The sequence below is a fragment of the Dolichospermum sp. UHCC 0259 genome, from assembly GCF_009711935.1.
Lineage (GTDB): Bacteria > Cyanobacteriota > Cyanobacteriia > Cyanobacteriales > Nostocaceae > Dolichospermum.
Map to the genome: position 1 here is coordinate 15,174 of NZ_VIKX01000187.1, position 15,938 is coordinate 31,111.

The window sequence follows — 15,938 nt, forward strand, 5'->3', positions numbered from 1 at the left end:
TTCCTTCTTTCTCCTGACTCCTGACTCCTGACTCCTGACTCCTAACTAACTAATATTCAACCAGTGAGATAATAGGGACATCAGGTAAATGTTTCCGTCCTTGCAAATCTTGTAGTTCGATGATAAACCCAAACCCCACAAGTTCACAGTCAATCTTTTGTACTAACTTTGCTGTTGCACTAGCAGTACCACCAGTAGCAATTAGATCATCTACAATTAAAACCTTACAACCTGGCTTCAAAGCATCCTGATGTACTTCTAATGTATCCGTACCATATTCTAGTTGATATTCAATAGAGTGAACCGCTGCTGGTAATTTCCCTTTTTTGCGAACAGGAATAAAACCCGCACCTAATTTATAAGCCACAGGCGCACCAAAAATGAACCCCCGCGACTCCATGCCGATAATATAATCCACCTGAAGTTCAATTTCGGAACATTTTTGTGCTAAAAGGTCAATAGTGTATCGCAATCCTGCTGGGTCGCTTAATAGAGTAGTGACATCTCGAAATAAAATTCCCGGCTTAGGAAAATCTGGTATATCACGAATCAGAGATTTTAAATCCATATTTGTGAGTAGTTAGTGGTCAATCGAGAAACAAAGGGTAAGAGGCGAAAAATTTCCCCAATCCCTGCCAAATCCTACCCTATAATGTCATAACCTAGAGACTAGTGCCGCAAGGAAGAAGTCAAAAGTCGAAAATTAAAAGTCAAAAGTCAAAAATCAAAATTCATAGGTCGTCATGTATATAATTGAACTGCCATATCGCGCCAGCGATTAGCCATGAGAGGTTAATATCAATCACTTTATTGGAAACGCATAAGGTATTTTTTAGAATGAATGTCTCCGCTAGTATCCCATCTTTAAACAGCCCAAACGCCCAGGGAACGCCGATGATTTTGGATACTTTACCAGATCCAGCGATCGCCGGCCAAGTATGCCCAGCCAGAACTAGATTGCAAATAGACTTAATGTTATTAGCCATTGAAGCCTTAGAACTAGGCGGTTCTGAAGCCATTTTATCCTTTGCTGAAGAATTAGACCTCAAAGGAATCATCAAAAATCGGGTAAACTTATGGCGAATGCGAGCCTCTAACCCCATGCGGAGAGCGCATAGTCGTCGTCCCTTAGATATTTTAGAAGCCAAAGCTCTAGTAGTCATTGCTTGTTACATCGCTCGGCGGTTAACAGTCGTCATTCGCCAACTATTAACCATATATCAACAATTAGCCCAAAAACAGATTCCCCCAGAACAAAATTTAAGATTAGCTAATTACCTAGAAAGGTTTAGAACCCACTTTAAAAGTCGGATGAATTCCCGGCGTTCCGGTGTACTAGCATTAACTTCTGATGAAAAATTAGATGAACTAGCTATAGACTTATTAGGAAAATTACTATTCTGCACAGGTACAGCGGGAATGCAGCGGTATTGGATTTCTCTTTTTGACGGTGAAGTAGAGTAGATTGACACTCCCCGGTCTAAAGACACAGGGATTCTTGGTTCAACGAGACCACTTAAACTAGATTCCTTGCGTTGTCTAACCCAGAGGTGGGACTCTCCCCAAGCGTTAACTTTCGGTCTGCCCGACCGTAGTTGCATTACTGCAAGTCCTGTTTAACTTGAAACGAGAAAGTTTCAAAATTCTGATTCGTCTAGTCCCTATAAATCTTTTACCTACTGCGAGGAAAAAACTAGAACAATGCAGTAGAACCGCATAGATTTAATTGTCAAGGTACAGATTACCGTTAGGTAGTTAGGTTTTTAGACAGGTTGATTACCTTTCCTGTTACAAATAGTGTAACACCATAAGTCACTGGGGGATAAATCCCCTCTTGTAGCTTTCATCCCGGGCTTAAAAGACATTAAAGCCTAAAAATTTTTAGGTTTTTTAGGTTTTAATTCCGGGGCTTTCGTCCCATTTTCTTGTAAATAAAATGAATATCCAACGTAAATATAGTTTACCCAATTGCACCCTGCTCCTAGAAGGGTTAAGTGACATGACACGGACAGCTAACTTTCAAGAACTGCGTCCCGAACTATCCATATTAGTGAATGCAGAATGCCATTTATCTAATTATGATCAACCCATAAATGGAGGTAGGGAATTTTTTGAAAGCTTAGTTAGAGCCGTTAGTGCTTACGCTCAAGAATTTTTAAGCAATATACCCAATCCCCAAGGCAAAAAATTTGAACATCAAAATTCAGAGTTAGTTGAATTACAAAAAATTGACAGCGACAGACACAGATTAATCGTTCACTCCGAAATCACAGCCAACAATCAGGGGGAAAACAACAACCCCGGACAACCGCTGCAAATCGTCCTCAACACAGTCCAATTATTTGATTTAGTTGAAGCCGTAGATCAGTTTTTTGCTGATAGCCAGACCTTACCAGAATTATCTCTAGAACTACACCCAGTTAATCGCAGTTATGGTGGTTCTAGTCAAACCTTACTCAAACAAGCAATTCCCGCTACCGTTGGCGTATCCAGCCTAGCCGTAGCTGCCGTAGCCTTTAGTTTAATTCCTGCACCCCAAATCCGTCCACCTCAAGTCAAACCAGAAATACAGTCCAGCACTTCCACACCCACACCCACAGCGTCAGTATCACCCTCAATTACACCCACAGTAACCCCCACCCCTACAACCACACCCACAGCATCAGAAACCCCCGTTATCAAGGATTTGGAAGCACTTTTAAAGACAGTTCCAGAAATAACAGATCCATCTCAATTACGGGCATTAAATCGCCAAGTTTACAATCAAATTCATCCAGCTTGGACAAAGCGCTCAGAATTATCAGAGGATTTAGTTTATCGTTTAGGTGTCGCCGCCGATGGTAGTATTGTTGGTTATAAAGCTGTCAATCAGAAAGCTAGTGATGCAATCGAGAAAACACCACTGCCTAAACTACTCTATAATCCTGCTAATCGCCTCCCTAATGAACCTATTGCTCAATTCAAGGTCGTATTTACCCAAAAAGGGGTTCTAGAAATTAGTCCCTGGTTAGGATACGCTAAAACGCCAGAAGTAACTGGCGAAAAAATTACTGATACCAGTAAAATCAAGGATTTGAATCAAAAGCTGTATAGTACAATTCGTCAAAATTGGAGTGTTACTCCTACATTTGCTAATGATTTAAAATATCGAGTAGCGGTAAATAAAGAAGGCGTAATAGCTGACTATGAACCACTTAATCAAGTTGCTTTTGATCATTTCCGGGAAACTCCTTTACCTCAGATGTTCCAATCAGTTTATGGCTCAAATGTAGCTGCACCTGATAATAAAGAACCTCTAGCTCATTTTCAGGTGGTATTTACACCCAAGGGAGAATTAAAAGTCAACCCTTGGAAGGGATATAAATAATTGTCAGTTGTCAGTTGTCAGTTGTCAGTTGTCAGTTGTCAGTTGTCAGTTGTCAGTTGTCAGTTGTCAGTTGTCAGTTGTCAGTTGTCAGTTGAAAAAATCTTCTCCCCTACTTCCCCTACTTCCCCTACTTCCCCTACCTCCCCTACTTCCCCTACTTCCCCTACCTCCCCTACCTCCCCTACTTCCCTTCCTATTACCTTCTGACTCCTGACTCCTGACTCCTAGCCCTTACAAAAAGATTTTTCCAGAGATGATATTCAAAATTTTGGCAAATTTTTTCATATTAGTAATTATAGCTGTTTGGGTAGTGGCGATCGCTCTAATTTCTGTCCAAAATGCTACTCCTGTATCTTTACAATTTTTGGTTTTTCAATCAATACAAATTCCCTTTGGGTTAATGTTAGCGTTTGGTGTGGCTGTCGGTTTATTAGGTACAGCAGTTTTACAACCTCTGTGGGATTTGGAAGAGTCTCAATCTAGAGTAGATGAAGATGCAGATTTTTTTGTTGATGATGAAGATTTTTAGTAGTAAGGGCAGGATTTCCCCACTCTCGATTGTATTGTATCCGAACAATAACCGCTATATTAAAATTTCTCAAGAATATCAATGGAGAACATGCAACTAAACAAACAATATCTTCTCAAGAATTGGAGATTTTATATTATGTGATTTATAATCCCCGCAGAATAATCAAAGAAAAAGTCCAAAAATTAACAAAAATGTTAAAAAATCTAGGAGTTGATTCGGAAATTTTAACGTAGATAATAATGTAGCTAGACAAATTGAAGAAAACTTACAGCGTGAAAAATAAATCTGCAAAACCGTAAATACTAATTCCTAATAGGAGTAATGCGGTCAATTGGGTAAGGCGTTGTTGAGTCAAAATTGTGTGGTTGTGTTCGCTGGGAGATATTGCTTCCCGAACTAGGATAGAAGTTGATGCTCCCACAACAAAACTTAAACCTAGTATGATGTAAGGTTTATCTGGGACAATGGTGGAGACTGTCAGCATAGCGATCGCTAATGTTAACATTAATAATTCCACAAACCGAGGTGGATGATGTTGACAAGCTAAAATCAAGCTATTTAACCAAAAATTCCAGGTTCTCATAATTTGTCAGTAGTCAGTTGTTAGTAGTCAGTGGTTAATAGTTGTTGCACTCACCACTGACATCTATATTAACTAACGAGCGCCAGCTTTTACCCCTGCACCAGTTTTCTGGGTTGAATCTTCTGGAAGTTCCACACCAAAAACTCGACAAAAGACCTTTTCTACCTTATAGCCAGTATCAATTGATTCTAAAGGATCTTTCCGCAGCCGGTGACGCAGACATAAGGTAATTACCCGCCGGATATCGTCAACTGTAACTTCTGTCCGTCCTTCAAAAGCAGTTAAGGCTTTAGCAGCGCGGTTTGTCACAATGTCACCCCGCAACCCGTCCACATCCAATTCTGAACAAACTTCGGAAATTTTCACCCGGAAGTCATAGTCTAAATTAACTTGTGGTAATAAGTTTTGGGCATTGACAATTTTCTCTTGTAATGCTACTTGAGGCACTTGGTGTTTTTCTAAATACACAGGTGGATTTTGGTCAAATTCGCCCCGTTCTTCCACAATTTGCACCCGCAAAGCTGGTTCTTTAACAGTGCGAATTTCTGCGTGCATTCCAAAACGGTCGAGAAGTTGAGGACGGAGTTCCCCTTCTTCCGGGTTTCCTGAACCAACGAGAACAAACTTGGCCGGGTGACGGATAGAAATCCCTTCCCGTTCGACCGTATTCCAGCCACTAGCAGCAGAATCGAGGAGTACATCTACCAGGTGGTCATCTAACAAATTGACCTCATCCACGTAGAGAATACCTCGGTTAGCTTTGGCTAGGAGTCCGGGTTCAAAAGCTTTCACACCTTCAGATAAAGCCTTTTCAATATCAATCGTCCCACAAACCCGGTCTTCTGTCGCGCCCAATGGTAAATCTACCATTTGCACCTTTTTGTGAGTGATGGGAATTTCCAACCCTTGTGCTACCTGTTGACGGACTTCATCACTCATCAAGTCCGTGTCGTTGGGGTCACTGTTGAAGGGGTCATTGGCGACAACAGGGATTTCTGGTAAAAGGTCCGCCAAGGCGCGGATAGTTGTAGATTTTCCGGTACCGCGATCGCCCATAATCATTACACCACCAATTTTGGGGTCAATGACATTTAACAGCAGCGCCAGTTTCATTTCTTCTTGACCAACGATGGCTGTAAATGGAAAGACCGCACGACGCGCACTCGCACTAGCTTGAGCAGTTGAAGTCACTAAATTACCTTAACAATATTTTTTATTACAATTCTTTATTTTGACACATTTTGGGAAGGTAGGTCAGTTGTTCGTTATATTTTTATAAATTGCCAGAATCAGGATATGAGAAAATACAATCCTCTTAATCCTTACAATCCGATAAATCCGTGTTCAGACTCTCAAGATATGAGAAAATAAAATCCTCTTAATCCTTACAATCCGCTAAATCCGTGTTCACAGACATCTTGATCCAAGGTACAGTGTATATTAAATTAATAGTTGATAGCATAATTAAAGGAGAATTTGCACCATGAGCAAATTATTAGATGAAACCTTATCTAATGAAATTGCCAAAACAATCAAAAGTAAAGCCAAAAAACCTTTTGACAATGCTTATAAAGCAGTTTTAATCACCGAAGGGGCAAAGTATATCCAAGGCTTTTTAGTATTTGCAGGTCAGCCCTATAAACCAATGGAACACAGTTGGATTGAAGTTAATGATATAATTATAGATCCGACACTTCCCCATTTACAAAAAAATCCCCAAGAACTGTATTATTTCCCCGCCCAAAGTTTGAGTATCAAAAAGCTCAAAGCCATTATCGAAGAATCCAAAGAAGATTATCCAGAGGATGATCCTTTACCTATTTATGGTGAAGCCCCTTATGATTATTATGGTGATGTCATGCTGGGTGGTCCAGAATATTTGACAGCTTATCAAGCAGCACAGGCAAAATGTCAAGAAATAAATGGCTTAAATTTTGAAAAAAATTAATCTCCCAGGGCAGAATTTAACATTATTTTTCTCCTAAATTATTATTTATGGGCATCTCTCCATCTCCAACTAAATCCAATAGCAAATACCGTCGTCGAGAAAATGACTGGCGGTTATTTTTACGCTTAGTTCCCTATGGTCGTCGTCATGGCAAACTGTTAGCAGTATCCATGTTAATGCTTGTTCCTATTGCTGTTGCTAGTGCTATCAAACCCCTATTAGTGGGACAGGCAATTTCGTTAATTCGCAAAGAACCAAGTACATATCAATTTCTCCAAAATATCCCCCTGTGGCAAGGTTTAAATATCCTCATTGGAATGTTGCTAATAGCAACTACTCTCCGCTTAGTATTGACAGGTGTACAAGGTTATTTAGTGCAAAAACTAGGACAAAAAATCACAGCAGATATTCGTGAGGATTTATTTACTCATGTAACATCTTTAGCAGTTCGGTTTTTTGATCGCACACCTGTAGGTAAATTGATTACAAGACTAACCAGTGATGTCGAAAGTTTAGGAGATGTTTTTTCCACGGGGGCTGTAGGCATTGTTTCTGATTTACTATCTATGGTAGTAATTGTGGGATTGATGTTTTCAATTCAATGGCAACTTGCTTCTTTGTTAATATTCATTCTTTTGCCAGTAACTTGGTTAATGATTTATTTTCAACAGCAGTATCGAGACGCTAATTATAAAACCAGAGAAGAACTTTCTAAACTCAATTCTCAACTCCAAGAAAATATTGTTGGTATTAATGTAGTCCAATTATTTCGCCGCGAAAAATTTAATGCCGAGTTATTTCGAGCTACTAACCAACGTTATATAAAGGAAGTAGATATTAGCATTTGGTATGATTCCGCAGTTTCTGCAACCTTAGAATGGGTTGGTTTAATTGCCATTGCTGGGGTACTATGGTTAGGTGGTCGGTTATTATTAAATCAACAAATTTCTTTTGGGATTTTATCAGCATTTATTTTATATGCTCAACAATTTTTTGAACCATTGCGGAATTTTGCGGAAAAGTTTACCGTCATTCAATCTGGGTTTACAGCTATTGAAAGAGTAGTAGATATTTTAGATGAACCCATCGAAATTAAAGATTATTCTCAACCTGCAAGTTTAGGTTTGGCATCTACCTATATTCAGGATATAGTTCCGAAATTAGAATCACAAAATTTTACACCCGTTCCGGCTTTGGGAGAAATTAAGTTTGAAAATGTTTCTTTTGCCTATAAAGATGATGATTACGTTATTAAGAATTTAGACTTTACTATTCACCCTGGCGAAAAGGTGGCTTTAGTTGGTCCCACAGGTGCAGGGAAAAGTTCAATTATTCGTCTATTGTGTCGTCTTTATGAACCAACTCAAGGACGGATTCTGATTGATGGTGTGGATATCCGCAAGATTCCCCAGGTGGAACTACGCCGTTATATGACAGTGATTTTGCAAGAGGCTTTTCTGTTTGCTGGTGATGTTAAAAGTAATATTACTTTGGGTGATAATTACAGTTTTGCAGAAATTCAACAAGCAGCAATAAAAACCAACGTAGCAACGTTTATTAACCAATTGCCTCAAGGTTATGATACTCAATTACGAGAACGAGCAACTAATCTTTCCAGTGGACAAAAACAACTTTTAGCCTTTGCGAGGGCGGCTATTCGTAATCCGCAAATCTTGGTTTTAGATGAAGCCACAGCGAGTTTAGATGTGGGAACGGAGGCTTTAGTTCAAGAAGCTTTAAATCAGTTGTTAATCCAACGAACCTCAATTATTATTGCTCACCGTCTCTCAACAATTCGGAATGTGGACAGAATTTTTGTGTTGAAACGAGGAGAATTAATTGAACAGGGAAGTCATGAAGAATTGTTACAACAACAAGGATTTTATGCCACTTTGCACAATTTACAAATGTTAGGAGCTTAATCACAGGTGTGCAGTATTGATGTGATCTAAATCACTAATTTATGGTTGCTGCTATCACCAATGTAATTGATTAATTTCACAATCAAATGCCTGTTTTAATCACTTAATTAAATTTCAATTTAGGAGATATTAAACTTGTAGAGTTAAATTTTAAGTAAATGATAGAAATCAAGCTTCTTCCTGGCGCTGTTGGCGAAATTCTTGCCGTTACTGTTGATACTGGTTATATTTCTTTATCAGATCGTTATGGCTTAATGGCGGCTATTTTAGATGAATCTTTAGAGGAAGAAGAAACACAAGCTATCAATAGATTGTTACATTTTGTCAAGAGAGGCAGGATAAAATGGTAGGTAAATATAGCAGGGAAAAGTCCCTGCATTTCTACTTTCTCTAGGTTTGGGAAAATGGCAACTCAATGATATAAAAATCTCTATATCTCAGTTACAAAACTTAATTACAAATCACGACTTATTTTAATCTATTTCTGTTTCTACTTTGTCACCACGTTCCAGTTCCCAAAGGATTTGATTACCTTCACGTCTTACCCGTGAAACTATCCAATTTCGCCAACGCCATTCATCACCTCTGCTGGTAACGGCGCTAGAGTGAACACCCATTAAGTCTGCTAATTCTGAACTGGTAATTAGGTAGCCTTTTTCGGCAATTTCGTCTGCAATACGCAAGGTTTCCACCAAGTTGCGAAGTTGTAAAACCCTGATTTCAGTGGGTTGTTCGTTGGTTGTAGTCGCAGTTGGTGTTGTAGATGGTTCCATAGTGCTAGTATCTGATGCAGACAGACTGCTTTCTAGTGTATTTTTATTAGTTATTGTAGAGTTTATCGGATCATTAGGTACTTTTACTAGGCTTATTTCCCCAATTTTAGGTAAAGTTTCGTGAAGAAGATCGGGTAATGACTGTTTGAGGTGGGGGATTTTGTGATTTGCGAAGGAACGCGCAATTACATCACAGCGTTCATTACCAATATTACCAGAATGTCCCCGAACGTGCTGCCATTGTACCCTTTGGCTATTGAGTTGATCAAGAATTTCTAGGAGGTCTTGGTTTTGGACGGGATTTCCATCCGACTTTTTCCAGCCGTTCTTTTTCCAGCCTTTCACCCATTTTGTCACACAATCAATGACATATTTACTATCTGTGTAGAGGGTAATGGGTTGAGTTTGTCCAGATGATTTGAAAAATTCCAAGGCAGCGATCGCAGCTTGCATTTCCATTTTATTATTAGTGGTGTGCTGGGATGAATCACCCATTTCATGAACTGAACCATCATGAAAATAGACAACTGTACCCCAACCACCAGGGCCAGGATTGCCTGTGCAAGCACCATCTGTGTATATACTTTGAATTAAACGTTGGGTAGACATAGTGCAAATATCAAACTGTAAATATCATCAAGAAAGTAATTACTGACAAATTTTAGTCAATAATCTTCAGACTATCATAATTAATAATCATGGTTCTCTTCCTGCCATAACTGATCATGACGGTGCATTATTTTCAGTGCATTTACATCATAAGTAAAACCCCAACGTTCATAAAAAGGAATCATTTCTGGTAAACAAAAAAGAGCCATATTTTCTACTGCTTTTAATTGGGGATGATTAACAACTTCATCTAATAATTTAGCACCAAATCCCATGTTTCTATAACTAGGTTTAACAATCACATCATAAAGAACTCCCCGATAAACAAAATCAGTCAAAACACGACAAAAAGCAATTAGTTCTTTTTCCTCATTTATTAAAGCAATAATAATATCAGATGCAGTCAACATTTTGCTAACACCTTGATATGTCCGATTTTTACTCCAAAATTCATGTTTGTATAATTCCACAAGTTCAGCAATTTGATCTTCATTTAATTGGTTAACAATTTGGTAATTCATTTTTTTAAACTTTATTGTGCATAGTTTTGATCTAATGTGGATTTTATCTCTTGTAGGGTGCGTCAGACCCAATGATTTAGTAAAAAACAGATTTCCTCTATCTGACGCACCTTACTAAATATGTAATGTGGATTTTATGTTATGAGGTACAAGAACCCCTCCCCGCAAGCGATGAGGGGGCTATGATATACTCAATATATAATAATTTTTAACCCCTCTGGTAAACCTCTCCCCGCACCTCTCCCTAACCCTCTCCTAAGAGGAGAGGGAAAAGGAATAATATTTAATACTGGAGAGACTTTGAACTTGTTCTTTGTATGATAAAAAAGTCCAGCTTCTAGCCGTTTTGAGTATAATGATAAGTTAAAATGCCCCTCTCCGACACCGAGAGGGGTTGGGGTGAGGTTCAATCACTCCTACGTCGTCACGCTACGCTATCGAATTCACGTTAAACATACGTAGGGTGTGTAAAGCCCTGGCGGGCATGGCTACGCAAAAGCGACAGCGTAACGCACCAAATCCTTGATAATGGTGCATTACTAATTTCATCCTATCGTTATCCGTCAATTCGTTTGTTAGCAAGAAGTAATCGGCCTTCTGACTGATGACTATGGAAGGGTTTATGAATAATCTGATTGAGTAAAGATACTGATTGTTTAACTGAGAAGTAAGACGAGAAAACGCGGCTATTCTCGCAGGTTTCAACAACACTTACTAAGAACCAGTCTTGCAGATTATTGTTGCATATTTGATGATCATATTGCTGACTCACAGGCAAAAAAGGCTCGTCTACCCTAATTAATCTGCCAGAATTGATATTGGTAATTAATTTTTCCAGTATTTCCACACTAACTTGTCTTTTCCCTAACTCTGCCGCTACTCTAGCCAAACTACAATATCTAGTCAACGAAGGTTGAGCCTTAACAGCTTGCTGAAGACATTCAAAAGAGTGTTCTAAGGAGGCAAACTTTTCTCCTGGAGAAAGACTCGATGTTTTTGTGAGAAAGAAATAATTAAGCCCTTCTAAGTAAACTTGACTATCAGCATTGGCAACCGTTGCGTATTCTTGCCACTGATTTAGGAAAGGAGTTGCATAACTATAAGCTGCTATTGCTTCTAACCAGTAGGATGGTTGTGGAAGTAGAGGCTTTTCTTTAACTTGTGTTACTAGTAAACCACGTTCAGCTAATTGTTGCGATCGCTCTGGCTTACAAGCAAACAAGTTTAATTGATAGCCATCTACTGGCTGATTTACATCAAAAGGCACTAAACAACCGATGCTAGAAATTAAGTAGTAAGTCTCATAGCCGAGATTTTGAAATAGTTGAATTAACCGCATATTAATATGTTTGCCATGCTTGAGTTCAAACATAATTAATGGCGATTGCTCAAAAAAGAATCTTTTACCACCTGCGAGAATCTTGGCTTCTTCTCCTTCTGCATCTAGTTTAATAAAGTCAATTTTCTGCCAGTTACGCAGGGCTAATTCTTCATCCAAGTTCAGCAGTTTAATAATTTCTTGTTGTTGAGATGAATTATCGGGCTGTAGAGAATTTAGTTCACTATTTGTTGATAGAAATAAAGTTGCTTCACCCTCACAATCTGATAAGCCGGCATTGACTATCTCTACATTCGTGAAACCATTAGCTTCTACACCTTTTCGCAATAAGTAAACAACTGAACTAGCAGGTTCATAAGCCGTAATTTTACCTTCTCCTTGGAGTAACTTAGCCATAGTTAAGGTATAGACTCCATGATTAGCACCAATATCTAGGATTTCCATCCCTGGTGTAATCAGTTTGCGAATAAACTCCATTTCTGACTCAAACCAATCACCCTGTTCTAGCAAAACATAAGTTGTCAAGCTGTTGATATCATTCTTAACACATACTTTAATTCCACCCTCAATCTCTACTAGGCATTCATGAGGATCAGCATCAGTGAATTTAAAGTATTTACGCTCTTCAGAATTGTTAGCATTTTCCTGAAAAATGGGAATAACTTTATTAGCAGGTCGAGAACGATATTCCTGTAAAAAACCTTTGAAAGTTTCTCGTATTTCACTATCATCAGGTGCTAATAACAACGCACAGCGATAATATTTTTCAGCTTCTGCAATTAATTCCTGTTCTTCTAACAGTTTGCCTAGAGCTTGATAGGTGGCAGCAGAACCGCGATTAATGGTAAGAGATTGCAAATAAGATGGAATAGCATTTTCTACATCATCTAAGGATTGATAAGCTAAACCTAAATGATAATATCCCTGGGCATCATCAGGATGATTTTCGATATATTGCTGATAGTAATTAATAGCATCAGCGGGTTCTAATTCCACCGAGAGAGAAGGATGATTAGGGAGATTTTCGCTGTTAGATCCTGTGGTTTTTTCAATATAAATCTGCCACATTTGGCGATAAGCTGCTTCTAAAGTGCTGGCGATGTTTTTCACATCCAACAAAGGAGAGTGCAGCATTCGTTCGCGCATATTTAAGCGCAAAGATTGGAGATAATCTGGATTTTGGGCTAATGCGATCGCTCTTTGAACATACTCTGTGGCACTATGGACAATACAATCATCCAAACCAACACTGTGGAGAATACTGGCACTCATGCGCTCCATTTTCCGCGTCCCTGCTAGGGTTAATGTTGGTACTCCCATCCACAAGGCTTCACAAGTCGTAGTACATCCCGTATAGGGAATACTATCCAAATGCAAATCAACCTGATTATAAAGATTCAGATGGTCTTCATCAGTAGCAAACGCACCATATAAGAAGATGCGTTTAGGATCAATACCCTGTTCCACAAAGGGGGTTTGGATTCTCTCGGTAATTAAGGGACTGAATACATCAGAACTAGCGCATTTTAACACCAAGCGAGAATTAGGAACTGCTTTGAGAATTTCAATCCACAGCGCAAAAGTTTCTGGTGTAAGTTTGCGTAAATTATTGAAAGATGAAAAAGTGAAAATTCCCGTTTTTTTGCTAGGAAGTTCAGTAATTTCCGGGGCATTGTTCAGCGGTTCATAACCTACATAGCAACGGGGTAAACGCCATATAGTTTCGCTGGTTTTTTCCTCTGTATCATGGGGGTGAAGAAACTGATCAGTAATCCAATAGTCAATTGTCGGTAAACCTGTGGTAGCAAAATAGCCTAAATATGTAGTTTGAATCGGCGCTGGTTTCATCCCCAAGACCATCATCCGGTTATTTGCCGTATGCCCTGCCAAATCAACGAGAACATCTATGCGGTCTGCTTGAATTAATTCAGCCACTTGTAAATCCGAAAGACCCACAGTAGAACGCCAAGCATCGCAGATATCTATAATTTCCTCTGTAATTGCATCCGGTTCTTTGACTTCCCCATAACAGAAAACCTCAACCTGGGTGCGGTCATGGTGTTGTAAAACAGGTTTAATAAATGAACTTACCGAATGTCTCTTAAAATCAGGGGAAATATAGCCAATGCGTAAACGACGGTGTGGAGTTTTATCCTGAGAGTGGGTGGTGAGGGTTGGTAGCCATTGACTAACTACTTGTTGTTGATACCACTGTTGAGCAGAATCTAATATTTCTTGAGGTGTAAAACTGACAAGAGAAGATAAATTAAACAGAAAACAAGAATGTAGTTTAGGATTATTAGGATTAATTTTCAGGGCTTCATTTAACAGACTAATACACTCTGACAATTTTCCTTGTTCACCGGCAATAAATCCCAAAATTTCGTAAGTTTCGCTATGGTCAGGATTTAATTGCAATATTTTTTGGAAGCATTCTTGGGCTAAATCTGCTTGTCCATTTTTATAGTAAACATAACCTAAATTTTTCAAGGAATCAATGTAATTTGCATTAATCTTTAAAGACCGACGATAGGAAGTGATTGCTTCTGGATAGCGATTTTGATTTTGTAAAACACAACCTAAATTATAGTGAGCCAAAACACAATCTGGATCTAGTTCAATCACCGATTTAAAATAGATTTTGGCTTGTTCCCATTGTCGTTCACGCACCAACATTGCCCCAGTGTCGTTTATTTCTTCTGGGAGATTAAGCAATAATTCTAGGTCTGTTTCTTCTAACAAATTTTGGATGAAATCTGCACCTTCTCCTTGTTGCCAAAGTAAAGCTAAATTGAACTTTGCCCCCTGATGCTTTGGATCTAGGTGCAAGACTTGAGAAAATTGTTCTATGGCTTGAGTAAATTGCTTTCGACGTTTAAAAATCAATCCTAAGCGATAGTAAGCCTTGGTATAATTATCATTAATGGTGATAGCATGATTATAATGAACAATAGCTTTTTCCCAATCATCCTCCTGTTCATAGACAAAGCCCAAATTATAATGAGATTTGGCTAACTGAGGTTGGATATTCAGAGCGCGTAAATACCATTTTTCTGCTAGTTGTAAGTCATTTTGTAAAGTTAGGGCTGTTCCTACTAAGTGGCAAACTTCCCCAGCTTCATGTAACCGCCCTATTGCAGTTAAAACAGTGATCAAATATTGATCAATGGATTCGTAAAATTGTTCCCGTACTTCGGTCTTTATCTGGCTAAATTTACCAATAATTTTATCAATTTGGATTAGCAGTGGTTCTAATTGAATTGCTGCTAAATGTTGTTCTAATCTTTCGGATATACTAAACTCATCTTCGTCATTAAATTGTAGGAGTAATGGTTTGAGCAAAGTTTCAATAATTAAGCATTGCTCAGAACTGAGAATTTCTGTCCATTGTCCTACCGTTTCAGGTGATGGTAACTGATACTGCTTTAATAACAAATCAATTTTCGATTCGGTAAATTCAATATTTAAATATGTTGCTAACTTAGAAATTTCTGAATGTGGTTCTGAAATTAATTTTTCTCTACGAATTAATAAAGTTTGATGGCTATCAGAAAACCACTTTTCTTGGTATTGTTGCCAAAGGTTGATAAAAGTAGATTCAAAGGTTAATTTCTGTTCTAAAGAAGCGAGAACAGCAGCCAAAATTTCACGGGGATCTTGATGCAGATAAATACTCTTAACTTCACCGTGCTGAATTTTTTCTAAAGTTAATTTTGAGGGAATCTGATATTGAATGAGTGTTACAGGTGAGGATGGTTGTAAAAGCTGAAAATAAGCATCTATTTCCGAGGCAGTATTGCAAATAGTTCCTTGAATATTGCTTTTATCTATTTGAGTTAGTAAAGTCTGGCAAAGATTGTAACCCAGACTTCTTAAATCCTTAGCTGTTCCACCACAAAAAATAATCATAAAACCCTTCACATCCTGATAATTTCTAAAAAATAATGCTCAAATAAAGGCAAATAAAAATAGCCATTTAATTTTTGTCAGGCAGAAATTTTATTTATAGCCGCCGACAGATTCTTGTAGAGACGTTCCGGCGGAACGTCTCTACTCAAAACATAATTAATCTAGAGCCGCAGAACCACCACTTTGCCAAGATTTAACAATACCGATAATGTCACCAAAGCGATGATCATTAATAGCAGTATCAATGGCGCGAGCGATCGCAGCTTGAATAGTATTATCTGGATAATTGACAGTTCCAACATTCATAACAATACCCGGTAAGTGGGAAACTCAGTGGCTTTAGCCCTGAGAGGGAAACGGCACGAGCGGTTTTAACCGCCTTGAATATTTTTTCATTACCGCCTTGGAGTTGGGAAATTCGGGGTACTTTTGTGA

General features: G+C 38.5%; 13 protein-coding genes. 6 read left to right on the plus strand and 7 right to left on the minus strand.

All coding sequences use genetic code 11. The features are described 5' to 3' along the window. Window positions 1-49 precede the first annotated feature (49 nt). Window positions 50-568 carry an adenine phosphoribosyltransferase gene (locus FJR05_RS14590; RefSeq protein ID WP_168644763.1) on the minus strand — a complete coding sequence of 173 codons (519 nt, stop codon included), beginning with the start codon at window positions 566-568 and terminating at the stop codon, window positions 50-52. Window positions 569-837: 269 nt separating this feature from the next. On the opposite strand from FJR05_RS14590, the gene FJR05_RS14595 reads away from it, so the two are divergent. The 3 genes from FJR05_RS14595 to FJR05_RS14605 all read left to right on the plus strand — a co-directional run bounded on the left by FJR05_RS14595 (window position 838) and on the right by FJR05_RS14605 (window position 3,896). After that, the gene (locus FJR05_RS14595; protein WP_168644764.1) at window positions 838-1,464 is read left to right on the plus strand and encodes a DUF3038 domain-containing protein; all 627 of its coding nucleotides are present in this window, start codon (window positions 838-840) and stop codon (window positions 1,462-1,464) included. A gap of 472 nt (window positions 1,465-1,936) precedes the next feature. Then, on the plus strand, window positions 1,937-3,367 hold the full coding sequence (locus FJR05_RS14600) for a DUF4335 domain-containing protein (protein WP_168644765.1): 1,431 nt from the start codon (window positions 1,937-1,939) through the stop codon (window positions 3,365-3,367). 253 nt (window positions 3,368-3,620) lie between these two features. After that, complete coding sequence (locus tag FJR05_RS14605) at window positions 3,621-3,896, plus strand: DUF1049 domain-containing protein (protein ID WP_168644766.1); 276 nt, start codon at window positions 3,621-3,623, stop codon at window positions 3,894-3,896. A 268-nt stretch (window positions 3,897-4,164) separates the two neighbouring features. On the opposite strand, the gene FJR05_RS14610 is transcribed toward FJR05_RS14605, so the two are convergent. Both FJR05_RS14610 and bchI read right to left on the minus strand, forming a co-directional pair. After that, window positions 4,165-4,482, minus strand: a complete 318-nt coding sequence (locus FJR05_RS14610) for a hypothetical protein (protein ID WP_168644767.1) — start codon at window positions 4,480-4,482, stop codon at window positions 4,165-4,167. A gap of 72 nt (window positions 4,483-4,554) precedes the next feature. Further along, a complete protein-coding gene (bchI, locus tag FJR05_RS14615; RefSeq protein ID WP_168644768.1) occupies window positions 4,555-5,673 on the minus strand; it encodes a magnesium chelatase ATPase subunit I in 1,119 nt (372 codons plus the stop codon). Window positions 5,674-5,965: 292 nt separating this feature from the next. On the opposite strand from bchI, the gene FJR05_RS14620 reads away from it, so the two are divergent. From FJR05_RS14620 to FJR05_RS14630, 3 genes are all read left to right on the plus strand, one after another. After that, window positions 5,966-6,430 (plus strand): hypothetical protein, encoded by a 465-nt coding sequence (locus FJR05_RS14620; RefSeq protein ID WP_168644769.1) that lies wholly within the window; start codon window positions 5,966-5,968, stop codon window positions 6,428-6,430. Window positions 6,431-6,477: 47 nt separating this feature from the next. Continuing rightward, complete coding sequence (locus tag FJR05_RS14625; RefSeq protein WP_168644770.1) at window positions 6,478-8,352, plus strand: ABC transporter ATP-binding protein; 1,875 nt, start codon at window positions 6,478-6,480, stop codon at window positions 8,350-8,352. A 158-nt stretch (window positions 8,353-8,510) separates the two neighbouring features. Further along, window positions 8,511-8,702: a hypothetical protein gene (locus FJR05_RS14630; protein WP_168644771.1), complete on the plus strand. Its 192-nt coding sequence runs from the start codon at window positions 8,511-8,513 to the stop codon at window positions 8,700-8,702. A gap of 123 nt (window positions 8,703-8,825) precedes the next feature. On the opposite strand, the gene rnhA is transcribed toward FJR05_RS14630, so the two are convergent. The 4 genes from rnhA to FJR05_RS14650 all read right to left on the minus strand — a co-directional run bounded on the left by rnhA (window position 8,826) and on the right by FJR05_RS14650 (window position 15,809). Further along, window positions 8,826-9,734, minus strand: coding sequence for a ribonuclease HI (gene rnhA, locus FJR05_RS14635; protein ID WP_168644772.1), 909 nt, complete (start codon window positions 9,732-9,734; stop codon window positions 8,826-8,828). Between the two features lie 80 nt (window positions 9,735-9,814). Then, window positions 9,815-10,255, minus strand: coding sequence for a GNAT family N-acetyltransferase (locus FJR05_RS14640; RefSeq protein ID WP_168644773.1), 441 nt, complete (start codon window positions 10,253-10,255; stop codon window positions 9,815-9,817). 556 nt (window positions 10,256-10,811) lie between these two features. Beyond that, on the minus strand, window positions 10,812-15,503 hold the full coding sequence (locus tag FJR05_RS14645) for an FkbM family methyltransferase (RefSeq protein ID WP_168644774.1): 4,692 nt from the start codon (window positions 15,501-15,503) through the stop codon (window positions 10,812-10,814). Window positions 15,504-15,659: 156 nt separating this feature from the next. Then, window positions 15,660-15,809, minus strand: a complete 150-nt coding sequence (locus tag FJR05_RS14650; protein WP_168644775.1) for a hypothetical protein — start codon at window positions 15,807-15,809, stop codon at window positions 15,660-15,662. Between the last annotated feature and the right edge of the window lie 129 nt (window positions 15,810-15,938).